Origin of the sequence: Neptuniibacter sp., from assembly GCF_024231755.1 — a bacterium.
Lineage (GTDB): Bacteria > Pseudomonadota > Gammaproteobacteria > Pseudomonadales > Balneatricaceae > Neptuniibacter.
The window spans coordinates 23,426-40,138 of record NZ_JAAEQH010000233.1; the positions used below are offsets into that span (position 1 = coordinate 23,426).

A 16,713-nucleotide genomic window follows, 5' to 3' on the forward strand; every position below is an offset into this window, starting at 1 on the left:
CCGAGGCTTAGGTAAGTTTAGCCCTTTCAATGTAGATTTCTCCCATGCCGCGCAAGAAAAAAGCACCCGATTTTGAACAATCTCTGAAAGAACTGGAATCTCTTGTTACTAAAATGGAGCAAGGGGATCTTTCACTGGAAGAATCACTCAAAGCTTTTGAAGAGGGTGTAGGTTTAACCCGTGAATGCCAAACCATCCTGGCCCAGGCAGAACAGAAAGTTCAGGTACTGCTGGAATCCGGTGGCGAACTCACAACACAACCCTTTACGCCTGAAGAGGATATCTAACCTTGGATATCCGCACACAGCTCAAGTTTTATCAGGAACGGGTAGATGTTCATCTAGAGAAATGTATTAACCGATGCAGTATTGATCCTATCCTGCAGGAGTCGATGCTTTATTCACTGTTTAACGGTGGAAAACGCGTACGCCCGGCCCTGGTTTACATGGTCAACAATATGCTTGGCGGTGAGCTGGAACAGGCAGACAGTGCTGCAGCGGCCATTGAATGTGTCCACAGTTATTCATTAGTTCATGATGATCTGCCAGCTATGGACGATGACGATCTGCGCCGAGGTAAACCTACCTGTCATATAGCCTTTGATGAGGCGACAGCAATTCTTGCTGGCGATGCCTTACAATGTCTGGCATTCGAGTTGCTATCAAACAATCAGGAGTTACCTGCAGAAACCCGCATCAATCTGATCCAGCTTTTAGGCCACGCTTCAGGTCACCACGGCATGGTGGTTGGCCAATCCTTTGATTTGAGAAATGTAGGTAAGCCCCTTACCTTGGAAGAATTGGAAACAATGCACCAACACAAAACCGGTGCGTTGTTACGCTGCTCAGTGCTAATGGGAGCTGCACTTAATACCTCAGCATCAGAACAGCAGCTGAAACAGTTAGAACAGTATGTCAGCGCTATCGGTTTAGCCTTTCAGGTTCAGGATGACATTCTGGACATTGAAGGCGACTCCGCTACGATCGGCAAACCGCAGGGTTCTGATCTTGAACAAAATAAACCCACATACCCTGCTCTACTCGGCCTCGAAGGTGCTAAGCTGAAGCTAAAACAACTTCACGAACAAGCGCTTCAGGCACTTGAACCGTTTGGCGATAAAGCTGAAGAGCTGAAGGCACTGGCTGACTTTATCGTTCAGCGCGACCACTAACACACGACCATTAGAATATGTTCCATACCATTCCTACGCAGCGCCCAGATACACCGCTGCTGGACCAGATATCTGATCCAACCGATCTTCGCGCCCTGGATAAAAACCAGCTGACGGATCTGGCTTATCAGCTCAGAGAATACTTACTCTACAGCGTAGGACAAAGTGGTGGGCATTTCGGCGCGGGGTTAGGGGTTATAGAACTGACTATCGCTCTGCATTACCTGTTAAATACGCCTGAAGATCATCTGGTATGGGATGTAGGCCACCAGTGTTACCCGCATAAGATCATCACGGGCCGCCGCGAGCAGATGCCGAAAATCCGCCAAATTGATGGCCCTTCCCCTTTTCCGAAACGAAGTGAAAGCAAGTTTGATGATTTTGGCGTGGGCCATTCAAGCACATCGATTAGTGCTGCATTGGGGATGGCTATCGCAGATAAGCTACAGGGTAAAAAAACCAAAACTGTAGCGGTCATAGGTGACGGTGCCATGACCGCTGGCATGGCATTTGAAGCCCTCAATCATGCGGCTCATACAGACACCAACCTACTTGTTATCCTGAACGACAATGATATGTCGATCTCACATAATGAGGGGGGGCTTGCTACCTATTTCGCTAAAAACCTGAAAGGAAAAACTGACGGGGAGACCACTGCGGCGCTATTTGAAGCACTGGATTTTGAGTACACCGGACCTGTAGATGGTCATGATTTCGACCAGCTATTACCCACACTTGAAACCGTACTCAACAAATCCGGTCCCCAGTTTCTTCACCTTGGGACAAAGAAAGGTAAAGGGTTCCAACCGGCTGAAGATGATCCAGTGGGATATCACGCCATCACCAAGATAGAACCTATCCACCAGCCAAAAGAGAAAAAAATCAGCTACTCCAATATCTTTGGTCGCTGGGTCTGTGAAATGGCTGACCAGGATAAAAGGTTGACAGCCATTACCCCAGCCATGCGCGAAGGCTCCGATCTGGTCGAATTTTCCCAACGCTTTCCAGAGCGTTACTTTGACGTTGCTATCGCTGAGCAACATGCTCTGACCCTGGCGGCAGGTATGGCCTGCCAAAGAATAAAACCTGTTGTCGCGATCTATTCTACATTCCTGCAGAGAGCCTATGATCAGCTAGTTCATGATGTATCGATTCAAGGACTGGACATGCTCCTGGCGATAGACCGTGCCGGGCTGGTTGGTGAAGATGGCTCAACGCACGCGGGGTGTTTTGATATCGCTATGCTGCGCAACTTGCCCGACACCCTTATTATGACGCCATCAAGTGCTGAAGAGCTGAGAAATATGCTCTACACCGGTTACCAGTTTAATGGCCTTGCTGCTGTTCGCTATCCACGCGGTAGCGTAGCAAACCATGTATCTGAGCCTATGCAGTTACTTGAAACAGGTAAAAGCAATCCTAAAAGGAAAGGTGAAAAAGTCGCCCTTCTGAACTTTGGGCCACTGCTAGATACCGCTCACGAGGTTGCTGAACAGCATAATTACTCCTTGATCGATATGCGATTTGTTAAACCTCTGGATACAGAAATGCTACAAAAACTTGCGGGTGAGCACGATTTGCTTGTCAGCATCGAGGACCATAACATCATCGGTGGCGCAGGATCAGCCGTAAGTGAGTATTTACACTTTATGAATATCAGCACTCCACTACTGACACTAGGCATCCCAGATCATTGGGTTAATCATGCATCCAGACAAGAACAGCTGGAGATGTGTGGATTGGACAGCTCAGGGATTCAAAAGGCCATCACAGAGAAGTTACAAGCCTCTAAGTAGAAACCCAGAACACTTCTAAACGAGCTTACTCCCAAGCGAATAACACTAATCAATTCAGATTGGGCTGAACCCACAATTCCATATTGGTGATATCCGTTGCTGCAGGAAGAAGAGGGTTTTCGATTACAAAGGTCTTGCGGTTAATCCAATTGCTCAGGGGAAATAGATGGCGCGTAGTAGGATGCTCTCTTAGAAAACGGGCAAACTCCCCACTCTTAATCATCTTTGTTAATCCAACCTCTATGCGCCTCTGCAGCTGCGGGGCTTTTGTCGAAGTGAAGAAATACATTGGGAATGGGTAATAAATCAGTAACTCCGGAAAGACCACTAGTTCAGGATAGGCTTCATTTCGTACTGAGATCTCCACATATGCCTCATGCACACCTCTGGGGAAAATATCACATCGCCCAAAAGACACCTGTTTAAACATACTCTCATAAACAGGACTTCTAAGAACATTTAAGCCAGAGGCTTCCATAATATCTGAATCAGGCCAGTGACTACCCTGACAAACACTCAACTTTTTGAGCTGCTCAAAGGAGTTAATACCTTTGAAACGCTCAGCTTGATCTCTTCTTATAACCCCCACCCTATAGCCTAACAACCCCTTAAGAAGAGGAATTTTGACCACACCTAACTTTGCTTCTCTTTCTGTCGAAGTCCCGGCCCAATAGACATCAATATGATTCCCTCGTTCTAATTCCTGTATAGCTCGACCTTGCTCCATCGGCAAACTGTACACCAAGAGCTCTTCGCCAAACTCATCCTGAGTAGCAACCAACACTCGTTTTAATAAACTCGAAAAATATGCATGACTGGAATCATAGACAGATTGGGGCGGTATGATTCTAATATCCGCACAAACCGCTATAGGCATTAACGAAACAATAACGCTCAGAAGGAATTTCAACATATCACCGACCACAGAGTCAGATAGGCAATGCGTAATAGGAATTTATGCAGTATAGCCCACAAAATATGAGCAAATTCTAATTTTTGTTTTTGAATACAAAGCTGACTGAGCCAAGCTCCTGAACAAAGCCAGGAGCTACAGCACTGCACAGAAAAGGAGGGAATGCTCGCTAAGAGCGGGTCTTAGCAAACTTTATAATATCGGCATCAAAGCCAAAAGAAGGCTAGAAGCTGAAGAATTATAGCGGCATAAACACCCGCCAAAAGATCATCCAGCATAATGCCCCAACCACCGGACACTTTGCTATCCGCCCATTTGATCGGCCAAGGCTTAAGAATGTCGAAAATACGGAACAGTACAAAACCAATTAGAATCCATTCCCAACCAGAAGGCGCTAAGGTCATTGTCAGCCAAAAGCCGACAAACTCATCCCAAACGATACCGCCATGGTCATGCACCCCAATATCCTTTGAGGTTTTGTCGCACAACCAGATACCTACCAGCGTGGTAACCACCAACATCAGCAGATAAAAAGGCAGGCTCAGGTTCTGAAACCACAGGTAAGGAATAATTGCCGCCAAGGTACCAAAGGTTCCCGGGGCAAACGGAGCCGCACCACTACCCAAACCAAACGCCAGAAAGTGGACAGGATTTTTCCAAACGGAGGAAGGTACTTTATTCATAGTTAATCTTTACTACTTTTATTCTGATACTTGGCCTGAATTGCGGAAATGATCATACCCAGAACCAGAGATTTCGCAAAGCTCTCCACGAAGGAAAAGCTGCAGATCTGTATCCTCAGTCACCTTACCAATCACAGCGACGGGAGCAGGCAACTGCGCCAATTGCGCCAGTGCTTGCGGAGGCAGAGTAAAACATAACTCAAAGTCCTCTCCTCCAGTCAAAGCCCACTGCCTTGCCTTCTCTTCACCAAAGCTTTGAACTAATTGAGGTGATAGAGGAATAGCTTCAAGCTGCAGACGCGCTCCCAAATTGCCGCTGCTATTCAGAATATGCGCAAGATCAGAGAGCAAACCATCCGAGATATCTATCGCCGAGGAAGCTTTATTAAGCAGTGATTGGCCGAGTTCGATCTGTGGAGAAGGCGCATAAAAACGCTTATGCAGATACTCAGCAGCAGATTGATCAGGAAAGCCGTTTAGCAGGCCTTCCAGTCCACCACGACTATCCCCCAGATAACCACTGACACAGATAAGATCATCCACTTGCGCTCCAGTTCGACGCAATGCCTTACCTGTGGGAACAAAGCCGTGTACCTGCGCGGTCAGCGCAAGCGGACCTTTTGTGGTATCACCACCGATCAAATTTATCTGATATTCCCTGCATAGCTGTCCTAGCTTCGTGCTGAAGCTCTGCAGCCAATTGATATCAGATTCAGGCAGGGTCAGCCCTAGAGTGAGCCAAGCAGGGGTAGCGCCCATCGCCGCCAGATCACTCATAGCCGCGCCAAACAGACGAGAAGCCAAATGCTCAGCCGGTGTATCTGGGAGAAAGTGCGTGCCTTCCACCAGCGTATCGATCGATAACACCAACTGATGTTGATCAGGCACATTAAGGATGGCGCAATCATCCCCTACGCCCAATACAACAGAAGCATCCGAAGATGCTTCTGTAAGAGGCGCAAAGAAACGCTTAATCAGTTCGAACTCACCCAGAGACATGGATCAGGATTTTCCTTCCCGCTTCTCTCTGATTTCCGCCATACGTACTCTTTGTGCAAGCTTATCCAAAACACCGTTTACATAACGGTGACTGTCTGTAGCACCGAAGGTTTTCGCCAGCTCAACACTCTCATTGATCGCTACGCGGTATGGAACCACAATACGCTTGGACAACTCGTAAGCACCAATACGCAGCACGTTCAGCTCGATCGGATCCAGATCTTCGATCTGACGATCCAAAAAGTCAGTGAACAACGCATCCAGTTCGCTTTTTGTTGAAGCGATATTGTGCAGTAGTTCAGAGAACAACTTCACATCTGTATCGCGCATATCATTATCAACGCGGAACTGCGCTTCAAGCTCATTAAGAGGCTGACCCGCCAGCGTCCAGGAGTACAACGCCTGTAACGCATAACTACGCGCGTTACGACGCTGCGTAGTTAGGGAGGGCTTCTTTTTCTTTGCAGGTTTGTTTTCGCTCTCACTCATCTGAGCTTAAACCTCTAGCTGTTTCAGCAGGCTAACCATTTCCAGAGCAGACAGCGCTGCTTCAGCACCTTTGTTGCCCATCTTAGTACCAGAACGCTCAACAGCCTGTTCAATGCTGTTAACAGTCAGGATACCGTTAGCAACCGGCACATCATAATCCAGGGAAACCTGAGCAACACCTTTAGAGCTCTCACCTGATACATATTCAAAGTGAGGAGTGCCGCCACGAATTACCGCACCGAGTGCAATAATTGCGTCGTCCTGTTTCTGTGCAGCAACACGCTTAACTGCCAGTGGAATCTCAAATGCCCCCGGCACACGGATAACACGGATATTATCTTCGTTTACACCGTGGCGCTTCAGGGCATCAATCGCCCCTTCCAGCAGGCTTTCAACAACAAATGCATTAAAACGACCCACTACGATTGCGTAGTTGCCGTCTGCGTTTACAAAATCACCTTCAAAGGTTTTTACAGCCATCTTTAAATACCTGTCCGATTAGTCTTCACAGGGAATATATTCTTCGATCTCCAGATCAAAACCGGAAATCGCATTAAATTTCATTGGTGAACTGAGTAGACGCATTTTGCGCACACCCAGATCACGCAAGATTTGAGAACCCGTACCTACTGTTAGGTAAGAGCCTGATGAACTGATATTGTGCTGACGGATTTTCTGAGTAGGGTTTAACAGCTGCTCAACCGCTTCACCAATATCAACTTTTGGACCTGTATCGAGAAGAAGTACAACACCCTCCCCCAGTTGGGAAACCTTCTCCAAAGCACGACGCATGGTCCACTTTATCTCTTCACCTTGAGCCACACCGACAACATCCCTCAATACTTCTGTTCTCAGATGAACTCGTACTGGAGTTGAAGCGGACTCTTTGATATCGCCTAGGGTCATCGCTAGATGAGTACAACCCAAAATTTCATCACGATAGGTAATGTAATTAAAGTCACCAAATTCAGTTGGTAGAATACCTTCGCTCTCACGCATCACCGTGTGTTCGTTGGTGGTACGGTAATGAATCAAATCTGCGATGGTACCGATCTTGAGATCGTGCTTTTCGGCAAACTTCTCAAGATCCGGACGACGAGCCATAGTGCCATCGTCATTCATAATCTCAACAATCGCTGCAGCTGGAGTGAACCCTGCCAAACGCGCCAGATCACAACCCGCTTCGGTATGACCTGCTCGGCTCAGGACACCACCCGGCTGTGCCATTAGTGGAAAAATATGACCTGGCTGTACGATATCTTCAGGTTTGACGTCAGTCTTAACCGCTGTACGAACCGTGTGTGCACGATCTGCTGCAGAGATACCTGTGGTAACCCCTTCAGCCGCTTCAATCGACAACGTAAAGTTCGTGGAGAACTGTGCACCATTGCTCTGCACCATCAAAGGCAGTTGCAATTGTTCACAATGTTCGCGTGTCAGCGTAAGGCAGATAAGGCCTCGAGCATGTGTCGCCATAAAGTTGATATCGTCCGGACGCACCATCTCCGCAGCAATAACCAGATCACCTTCATTCTCGCGATCTTCATCATCCATCAGGATAACCATTTTACCCTGACGAATATCTTCAATAATTTCCTGAGGTGTATTCAGTTTCATATATATACCGTCATTAGCGGTTAAAACCGCTGGCGATCAGCTTATCCATTGTTAAGCCCTCGCCTTGATTATTATTTGTATCAGAATCATGACCGACCAATCGCTCCAGATAACGGGCAATTATGTCCACTTCCAAGTGGACTAGACGTCCTGGGACATATTCGGTCATGATAGTTTCTTGTGCCGTATGCGGCACAATATTCAATTCAAAGCACTCACCGTCAATAGCATTTACCGTCAGGCTGATACCATCAACTGTCACCGAACCTTTGGCCGCAAGGTAGCGTTGCAGATTTTTCGGAGCCTTAACACTGAAACGGATTGAGCGTGCATCTTCTTTACGCTCAACAATCTCCCCTAGACCATCTACATGGCCGGTTACGATATGCCCACCTAGACGACTAGTTGGCATCAGTGCTTTTTCGAGGTTCACACGTTCTCCAACGCTAAGCGTGTGGAAACGGGTATGAGCTAGGGTTTCGCGGGATACATCAGCAACGAAACCATCACCCGGCAGTTCTACTGCCGTCAGGCAAACGCCATTGGTAGCGATACTGTCGCCCAACTTCACATCAGCCAGATCTAACGCTCCGGTACGAACATAAAGACGCATATCGCCGGATTGCTCTTCAATTCCGGCAATACTGCCAACCGCTTCAATAATTCCTGTGAACACTTACTGCCCATCTCCATAAACAGGCTCCAGCACCATGCGAAGATCACTCCCCAACATGCGCATATCCACCTGTTTTAATTCAATCTGTTCTGACATTTTAGTCAATGGTAGCGCAAACGCCGGACGCGCATCAGAACCCATCAACTTCATCGCCATGTATAAGCGGATCTCATCAACCAATCTCTGCTGCAGAAAAGCACCCGCAAGTGTCGCGCCGGTTTCAACCAGCAGCTCATTACACTGCTCTTCTTTCCCCAGCCATTTAAGCAAAGAGAGCAGACCAACGCGCCCATTAATATCTGCGTCCATCTGCAATACTTCAGCACCTGCCTTTTCCAAAGCAGCTATAGCTGAAACTTCTGAGGAGCATGTCACAACCAGTGTACGCCCTGACTGTTTAAGAATAGATGCATCCAGTGGCATACGCAGTTTTGAGTCCAGCACCACACGTAGAGGCTGATGTTTAACAATCTCTTTTGCGTTATCCAGACCCAGTTGCTCTTCCCGCACAGTTAAAGCTGAATCATCATGCAAAATAGATTCTACACCCGTCAGAATCGCAGAACTTTGTGCTCTTAGCTTTTGCACATCACTTCGTGCAGCTGAACCAGTAATCCATTTTGACTCACCAGATGCCATCGCTGTACGGCCATCCAGACTAGTCGCTATTTTCACCCGAACCAAAGGCAGACCGGTTTCCATCCTTTTAATAAAACCGGGATTCAGGCCTCTTGCATCGTTTTCAAGCAAGCCTGAATCAGCTTCGATACCCGCCTGCTGCAACATTTTGATTCCGCGCCCCGCCACCTGCGGATTGGGATCAACCATGGCTGAGACTACTCGTGCCACACCGGCTTTAATCAACCCCTCAGCACAAGGAGGGGTACGCCCATAGTGACTACAAGGCTCCAACGTAACGTACGCAGTAGCTCCCCTGGCCTTATCACCAGCAGCAGTCAGAGCATTAACTTCTGCATGCCCTTCACCCGCACGAAAGTGGAAGCCTTCACCGACTATTTCACCCTCTTTGACCAATACACAACCCACACGTGGATTAGGCTGTGTGGTATATCGGCCTCTACGTGCTAACTGAATTGCACGGGCCATATACTGTCGATCAGCGACAGACCAAGACATTTACTGCTTGCTCCCATTATCCTGAGAGGCATGGGCCTCAGATAAACGCTCGATCTCTTCTTTAAATTCGTTGATATCCTGGAAGCTGCGATAAACCGAGGCAAACCGCACATAAGCCACTTCATCCAGCTTACGTAGTTCCGCCATCACTTCTTCACCCACTTGACGCGATGGAAGCTCACGCTCTCCTGTCGCACGCAGGCGATGTTTAATCCGGCTAATACAAGCCTCAAACTCTTCAATGGAAACAGGACGCTTCTCCAGTGCCCGATGGATACCGGCACGAAGCTTATCATCATCAAAAGGTTGGCGAGAGCCATCAGCCTTGATCAGGCGAGGCATTAGAAGCTCGGCAGCTTCATAGGTGGTAAAACGCTCATTACAGTTAATGCATTCACGGCGACGACGCACCTGCTGGCCTTCTGCCACCAGACGGGAGTCAACAACCTTGGTTTCATTGGCATTACAAAACGGACAATGCATAACTAATCCTGAGTAAAGAGCGTTCTTTATTCTCCACTGTAGATGCACATATGCAGAGAATAAAAGGGCCGTTCTATGAACGGCCCGGGGATTGTACATTTTTCCAGCTATAACTTACAGCGGGAACAGCACTTACTTATATACCTTACTTGTATACAGGGTAACGTGCACAGATCTCAGTAACCTGACCTTTAACCCGAGCAATTGTCTCTTCGTTATCGATATCGTCCAAGATATCGCAGATCCAGTTAGTCAGCTCAGTTACTTCAGCTTCTTTGAAACCACGACGAGTTACAGCTGGAGTACCGATACGCAGACCCGATGTAACAAATGGAGAGCGTGGATCATTTGGTACAGAGTTTTTGTTTACTGTGATGTTTGCACGACCCAGCGCCGCATCCGCATCTTTACCAGTGAACTCTTTATCAATCAGATCAACCAGGAACAGGTGATCGTCAGTACCGTCAGAAACGATCTTGATACCACGAGCCTTGAACGTATCAGCCATTGCCTGTGCGTTCTTAACAACCTGACCCTGGTACGCTTTCCACTCTGGTTCCATCGCTTCTTTGAAGCAAACCGCTTTTGCAGCGATAACGTGCATCAGTGGGCCGCCCTGTGATTCAGGGAATACTGCGAAGTTCAACTTCTTCTGCAGATCTTCATCCGCGCGAGCAGACAGGATCAGACCACCACGTGGACCACCCAAAGTTTTGTGAGTCGTTGTAGTAACAACGTCAGCAATGCCAATTGGAGATGGATATTCGCCAGCAGCAACAAGACCAGCAATGTGCGCCATATCAACGAACAGGTAAGCACCTACTTTGTCCGCAATATCACGGAAACGCTGCCAATCAACAACACGTGAGTATGCAGAGAAACCAGCAACAATCATTTTTGGCTTATTTTCTTCAGCCAGACGTTCAACTTCTTCGTAGTCGATCTCGCCAGTTTCTGGGTTCAGACCATACTGTACAGCATTGTAGATACGACCGGAGAAGGAAACTGTAGCACCGTGAGTCAGGTGACCACCGTGTGCCAGGCTCATACCCAGAACTGTATCGCCAGGCTTACATAGAGCCATGTATACAGCTGCGTTTGCCTGAGAACCGGAGTGAGGCTGAACGTTTGCGTAAGTTGCACCAAACAGTTCTTTAGCTCGATCAATCGCCAGCTGCTCTACAACATCAACGTGTTCACAACCACCGTAGTAACGCTTGTTAGGGTAACCTTCAGCGTATTTGTTGGTCAGCGCTGAACCCTGAGCCTGCATTACGCGAGGGCTAGTGTAGTTTTCAGACGCAATCAGTTCGATGTGTTCTTCCTGACGTACTGTTTCAGCCTGCATTGCGTTCCACAGATCTGCGTCGAAATCAGCGATTGTCATATCTTTGCTAAACATTGGATTTACTGTCCCCTGAATAGAATATGGACCCGATTCTTCTGTAAAAAACTACGCGTTGAACGCTGCAGATACAGATTCAGAATCTTTTGGGATTTGGGAAAGCGCATATTATAGCGAAACATTAGACCGGTTACACTTGAAACGAGTTCAAAACTACTTCAATTTTACTCAACAAAAAAAACCTGTAACGTTTTACGGTTACAGGCTTTCTTTGGTTGAACGCCGTTCAGTCAATTGCCACTTTTGTGGTCTCCGGTGCTTTAGGCTCTAGTTTTGGCAGATCCAACTGCAGCACCCCATTTTCGAAACATGCTTTGATCGTTGCAGGATCAACATCATCACCCACAGAAAGGCGCCTTACATACTGTCCGTAATGACGTTCCTGGCAAATCAGCAGGTTATGTAATCGGTTTGCAAGAATTCTATAACAGCTACTACTTCGTTTAAATGGAGAGGGTTGAGGAGGTCTAGGGTTATAAATACGCGACCCAGGCACTGGGCCACGTACTAATTAAAAAGGGTTAGACAAACAAGATATCGCCAGCTGCGAACAGATACTCAACAAGGCCATCATGGAGGGTAGTAATTTCCCCTGTATCCAGATCCACCTGTTGCTCTAGGTAACTTACAGAAAAAGAATTAAACATATCTCCAGTTAATAATTCAGCATTATCCCGGATCCGCTCTACAAGCAAGTATGTATGCCAGTTTGAACCATCTATATTTACTATTCTCTCGGGTAAACTCATTTCAAGATCAATATCCAACGATATGCTTTCATCCAAGATATCAAAGGTAGCCCAAGGGCCAGAATCAGAAGAGGAAGAACGGTCACCATTCAAAGAATATGCGCTACTCAAGTTCACGCTCTCATCGCCATAATCATCAAAATAGTGGAACTCTACTTGACCTTTAGGAGCATCTAACGCAATAAGATTATTCTCAACATCAAATTCATAGAAGTCCGCTTCAATCTCCATTGAGATGAAGAGATCACTCAGATCATCGCCATCAATATCAAAACCAAGTTCATAGGATGTATGTTTGCTGAAAGTCTGGTCATTCGAAGGTGAGATTAAGTTTGTAACCTCTGTATCCAGATCAAAACGAACCTCCAGCATACCAAGAGTCTGTTCGACTGGCTCCATATCTAGTCCGATATATGAAGGGGTAGCCGCGTCTACAGCATCATCTGCACCGGTGATAACAACCGGCTGAAGAGATGTCAGATCAGCCGTATAGAAATTATCACCATCGATAATATCTTGATATTCGGCAATCAGATCATCAAATTCGCTGTAATCGGTATTATGGGTAACACCAAGAAGGACGACGGCGATTGCATTAGCATGTTCAATACCCTGATATTCAATCTCCCCGGACTCAACACGTTCGGTAAAATATTCGGAAAAATCTATTTTCCTCAGAACAGTCAAAGCATCTTGGTTTCTCGCCCCAAGTAGAATGTCTAAAACGATGGTTTGGAATGTCTTAGCGCCGCTTTCTAGAACATCGACCCATGCATTTAGTTCATTGTAATTTGTATGACGATTAAATTGCTGACTGAATGCCTCAGTTACTAAATCATCATAAGACATGCCACCATATCGCTCATCAAACTCTGGCGAGGTGCTAAATGAATCATAAATACCAGAAAGTTCGCCTCCTGTTTTTTCCAGCTGCTCACTCCATGCCGCTAGCCCAGCGGGATCGGCAGGTCGACCGTAATAAGCAATATAGGCCGCCTGAATAATAAAGGAGTTGGACTGTTCCTTAATTTCATTTTTTAAGGTCTGCTCATAACGAGCAATATCACCAATACGCTCAGAATCTACGGTCTCTTCAGATCCAAGGGCATCGACATAACTCACCCGGACACTTATTTCATCATTGTAATCTCTAGTACGAATAGCATATGTCTCACTAGTAGCTCCCCTGATGGTCCCACCGTTACTCAACCACTGGTAGCTCAATTCGCCTAAACCATCGGGGTCAGCAATATCAACAACCGCTGTAAGTGTTCGACCTATCATTGCCTCACCCTCTATAGTGACTGAACCTGAAGGGGCACTATTTACATAGTTAAGCTGTGTTGCTGTTAATGTATAATTTGAGTCGGTGTAACGATCGTCACCATAACCATCACTGACTTCGATATAATAGACACCTGCATCAGCAGTGAACTGTACTCCGTCAATCCCCCCCGCAACATAGTCACCTTGTGCATTAAATACAGCAGCACCAAAGCCTTTATCGATAGCATCGTTAAGGGATGATTCCAGATCAACCCGTAATGTGCTTGTTTCAGTGACTTCGAAGCGATAAACATCAGCATCATCAGTATCGAGCAATTGTCCTTTTATCGCTGACCCCGACACTAATAATTCAGCAGACAAAGTGATGTCATTATCTTCGGTTTCAAACCGACTAGACATATCAGGGATATGATTGGCTATCAGTTGATAGGGCTGTGGATCATAGTGACTATAGTTTTCTAGGCTAACCCCGATGTAATAGGTCCCTGCCTCAGCCAACCCAACTTCATAGTCATTATCCTTACCACTATGAAATTGATAGCGCAGCTCCCCTTGGTCGTCGTAGATACCTATAGTGAAGCTGTCACGGTAACTATTCTCATGCGCTAGCTCTAAGCTAAGCTGCAGTAAACCCGCCTCTGTTGTCTCCAGCTGGTAAAAATCGCGGTCATAATGACCTCCAAGCTGGCCTAAAATAGGCGTATCAAATTCAACAGAATTAGCTGCAGCAAATGAGTCATTCAACTCATGTTCAAATTGCGTTTCTGAGTCAGGGGTATGGCTCGCAGAAAGAATGTAGGTCGCGCTGTCTAACTGCCCAGAAGATGAGTTAATAACCAGATAAAATGCGCCGGCATCAGGAACCACCATTTTGAAAATATCATCGGTTACTGCATCGACGCTATTTAGTAACTGCCCATCATTACTATAAAGCTCTAGTTGATAGCGGCTGTCCTCAGAAGAATTCTCAAATGGCCCAGTACTATCGACGTCAATTTTTACATCGATACGCAAAAAGCCCGCTTCGCTTATATCTAAACGATAATAATCATCGTCAGAAGTGTTTATAAATTGCCCCTGAATAGCGCTATCGAGGGCAAGCTGATCAGCAGTAAGAAAAGAATTATTGGTTTCTGTTTCATAACCTTCAACACTTCCAACACTTCCAACACTTCCAACACTTCCAACACTCTGTTGTGTCATGAGAAGGTAATCTACTGGAGTTGTATCTGAGTAATATTCGGGGTTTTGCTCAATTTTAATATAATGATTGCCCGGTTGATCTATTGCCGCTGTATGACTGCTGCCCCATTGAGATTTAAAATTGCGTATAAGGTTCTGCTCAGAATCATACAACGAGATGAGAGCTCTCTCGTTTTCAATGTCTTCCAATGACACGATTTGTTCCAGTGTAATCTCCAAAACACCCACGTCTGTAATATTGATCTGATAGAAATCCAGATCTTCTGAGCCTGAAATCTGACCACTTATCGCCGCACCTAAATCAAGGTACTGTGCATCTGACAAAGAGCCGTTTTGCTCAAGTTCCAGGCCATCCGTCCCACTATTCGAATAAGAGGCTGTTAAGCTGTAGGCTAAGCCAGAGCCTGTGAACCCGCTGATTTCAATATAGTAGGCTCCAGACTCTGGCACAGCAACCAATGCAGAGGCCTCAGAGTTTGTCAAAGAAGAGTAAAATAAATTCCCCGCAGCATCATAAACAGAAAGCTTATAATCGCTATTATCATTCTCTGCGGAAACGAAGTTCAGCGTTATAACCCCAGAGGCGGGTACATCTAGTGTATAAAAATCCTTATCACCACTACTGCTCAACTGCCCCTCAACCGATTCACCTAGCACTAATTCATCAGCTGTTATAAATGTATTGTTGCTCTCAGTTTCAAAAGATTCAGTCTGCTCATCAAATGTAGTTTGTAACCTGTAACCGCTAGGTAATTCATCCCCATGAGCATAAGTTTCAACTACTACAAAATACTCCCCCACCCGTTCTATACCTGTTCTAACCTCGTCTTCACTCGCAGGGTAATAACTCAATATTAAATTGTTGCTATGGTCATACAGCGAAACCTTTAACAGCTCGTCATCTGTTTGCAAACCAATACCCAAAATACCTGGTTCAGAAGTTTCTAAACGGTAGTAATCCTTATCTAATTCATTTCCTAACTGACCAATAATTTCATCGTCAAAGGCAATCAGGTTAGCTGAAAGCATGGAATCGTTACTTTCGGATTCAATATTTGCAGTAGGCTCGGAGCTAAAGCCAGCCTTTAAACTATACGCTTGGGTATTCAACTCATAATGGTGATCTTTATAAGCCGAACAGACCTCAATGAAATACACCCCAGCTTGATCAACCAATGTTTCAAAGCTGGTGCTTTCTTCAGACTCTTTACTAGCAACTAAAATTCCAGCTTGATCATAAATTGAAACTTTAAATGTCATGTCTAGAGGCCAGGAGCCATAACTATCGAGCTGAAGATTGATCTCAGCACTTATAACGCCGGGCTCAAGTAACTCGATGCGGTAGTAATCACTGTCTGTTGAATGGGCTAACTGCCCTGTGATTTCTGTATCTAAATCCAGTGCGTTAGCCGTTAATGAAGAGTCATTTTTTTCATGCTCCAAGGCAACCGAGTTGCCCTCACTATGAGAAGCGGTAAGTGAATATTCAACATTGTTAGAGTATGGATATTGGCCCAATCCGACCTCAACATAGTATTTGCCAGAGTTCGTAACTAATGTTTGATACTCGGTATTAGGTTTTGCTCTGTAATTGCTTAGGAGTGTTCCCTCTTCATCAAAAATAGACAAAAAAATCTCTTGGCCATCATCAACATCGAGTTGTAAGCCTAATATTCCTGGATCGGCTATATCTATCTGAAAATAATCCGGATCATAATCAGCAACCACAACGCCGCTGATCTCATTGCCTATTAGCAGTTCATTCGCCGTAAGAAAAGTATTATTGGTCTCTGTTTCCGTGAGTGTGCTCATCGGTGCATCCCTTCAAATTGTAGAAATGGGGATTGCCCCCAAATTTTGCGTATTAGCCACCGATTTCCGGCACTATCTGAGTGCTAATGAAATAGCGGTATAAAATCTAATGACAAAAGCTACATGACTCTAAAAATAAAAGAAACAGGTTAACCCTAAACCGTTGATACTTAACTTCGATGCCGCCTTAACATCTATCAAGTTCAAGCTCTAGATACACGCCTTCAATTACTTATTTGACGTTGCACTTATCCATGTTTGCACAAACAGAATAAAACCTGCTTGCCCCCTGG

Annotated in this window: 15 protein-coding genes; 3 read left to right on the forward strand and 12 right to left on the reverse strand. The window is 46.0% G+C overall.

What is annotated here, in order from left to right:
* Positions 1 to 44 precede the first annotated feature (44 nt).
* From GY843_RS12115 to dxs, 3 genes are read left to right on the forward strand one after another with little or no spacing between them, the layout of a single operon-like run.
* Complete coding sequence (locus GY843_RS12115) at positions 45 to 287, forward strand: exodeoxyribonuclease VII small subunit (RefSeq protein WP_297309958.1); 243 nt, start codon at positions 45 to 47, stop codon at positions 285 to 287.
* Positions 288 to 289: 2 nt separating this feature from the next.
* A complete protein-coding gene (gene ispA / locus GY843_RS12120; RefSeq protein WP_297309960.1) occupies positions 290 to 1,171 on the forward strand; it encodes a (2E,6E)-farnesyl diphosphate synthase in 882 nt (293 codons plus the stop codon).
* A 17-nt stretch (positions 1,172 to 1,188) separates the two neighbouring features.
* Entirely contained in the window at positions 1,189 to 2,967 is a 1,779-nt protein-coding gene (gene dxs / locus GY843_RS12125) for a 1-deoxy-D-xylulose-5-phosphate synthase (RefSeq protein ID WP_297309961.1), read from the forward strand.
* A 49-nt stretch (positions 2,968 to 3,016) separates the two neighbouring features.
* Here dxs and GY843_RS12130 read toward each other — a convergent pair whose 3' ends face one another.
* The 12 genes from GY843_RS12130 to GY843_RS12185 form a co-directional block, all read right to left on the reverse strand.
* Positions 3,017 to 3,880 carry a hypothetical protein gene (locus tag GY843_RS12130; RefSeq protein ID WP_297309962.1) on the reverse strand — a complete coding sequence of 288 codons (864 nt, stop codon included), beginning with the start codon at positions 3,878 to 3,880 and terminating at the stop codon, positions 3,017 to 3,019.
* Between the two features lie 206 nt (positions 3,881 to 4,086).
* Complete coding sequence (locus GY843_RS12135) at positions 4,087 to 4,563, reverse strand: phosphatidylglycerophosphatase A (RefSeq protein WP_297309964.1); 477 nt, start codon at positions 4,561 to 4,563, stop codon at positions 4,087 to 4,089.
* An 18-nt stretch (positions 4,564 to 4,581) separates the two neighbouring features.
* Positions 4,582 to 5,562, reverse strand: a complete 981-nt coding sequence (gene thiL / locus GY843_RS12140) for a thiamine-phosphate kinase (protein ID WP_297309965.1) — start codon at positions 5,560 to 5,562, stop codon at positions 4,582 to 4,584.
* 3 nt (positions 5,563 to 5,565) lie between these two features.
* The gene (nusB, locus tag GY843_RS12145) at positions 5,566 to 6,051 is read right to left on the reverse strand and encodes a transcription antitermination factor NusB (protein WP_297309967.1); all 486 of its coding nucleotides are present in this window, start codon (positions 6,049 to 6,051) and stop codon (positions 5,566 to 5,568) included.
* A gap of 6 nt (positions 6,052 to 6,057) precedes the next feature.
* The gene (gene ribE, locus GY843_RS12150; protein WP_297309969.1) at positions 6,058 to 6,531 is read right to left on the reverse strand and encodes a 6,7-dimethyl-8-ribityllumazine synthase; all 474 of its coding nucleotides are present in this window, start codon (positions 6,529 to 6,531) and stop codon (positions 6,058 to 6,060) included.
* A gap of 18 nt (positions 6,532 to 6,549) precedes the next feature.
* The gene (ribBA, locus tag GY843_RS12155; RefSeq protein ID WP_297309971.1) at positions 6,550 to 7,668 is read right to left on the reverse strand and encodes a bifunctional 3,4-dihydroxy-2-butanone-4-phosphate synthase/GTP cyclohydrolase II; all 1,119 of its coding nucleotides are present in this window, start codon (positions 7,666 to 7,668) and stop codon (positions 6,550 to 6,552) included.
* Between the two features lie 13 nt (positions 7,669 to 7,681).
* Complete coding sequence (locus GY843_RS12160; protein WP_297309973.1) at positions 7,682 to 8,344, reverse strand: riboflavin synthase; 663 nt, start codon at positions 8,342 to 8,344, stop codon at positions 7,682 to 7,684.
* On the reverse strand, positions 8,345 to 9,481 hold the full coding sequence (gene ribD, locus GY843_RS12165) for a bifunctional diaminohydroxyphosphoribosylaminopyrimidine deaminase/5-amino-6-(5-phosphoribosylamino)uracil reductase RibD (protein ID WP_297309975.1): 1,137 nt from the start codon (positions 9,479 to 9,481) through the stop codon (positions 8,345 to 8,347).
* On the reverse strand, positions 9,482 to 9,964 hold the full coding sequence (gene nrdR, locus GY843_RS12170) for a transcriptional regulator NrdR (RefSeq protein ID WP_297309977.1): 483 nt from the start codon (positions 9,962 to 9,964) through the stop codon (positions 9,482 to 9,484).
* 145 nt (positions 9,965 to 10,109) lie between these two features.
* Positions 10,110 to 11,366: a serine hydroxymethyltransferase gene (glyA, locus tag GY843_RS12175; protein WP_297309979.1), complete on the reverse strand. Its 1,257-nt coding sequence runs from the start codon at positions 11,364 to 11,366 to the stop codon at positions 10,110 to 10,112.
* 229 nt (positions 11,367 to 11,595) lie between these two features.
* Entirely contained in the window at positions 11,596 to 11,865 is a 270-nt protein-coding gene (locus tag GY843_RS12180; protein WP_297309980.1) for an Hsp20 family protein, read from the reverse strand.
* 25 nt (positions 11,866 to 11,890) lie between these two features.
* Positions 11,891 to 16,420 (reverse strand): DUF4214 domain-containing protein, encoded by a 4,530-nt coding sequence (locus GY843_RS12185; protein ID WP_297309982.1) that lies wholly within the window; start codon positions 16,418 to 16,420, stop codon positions 11,891 to 11,893.
* Positions 16,421 to 16,713 lie beyond the last annotated feature (293 nt).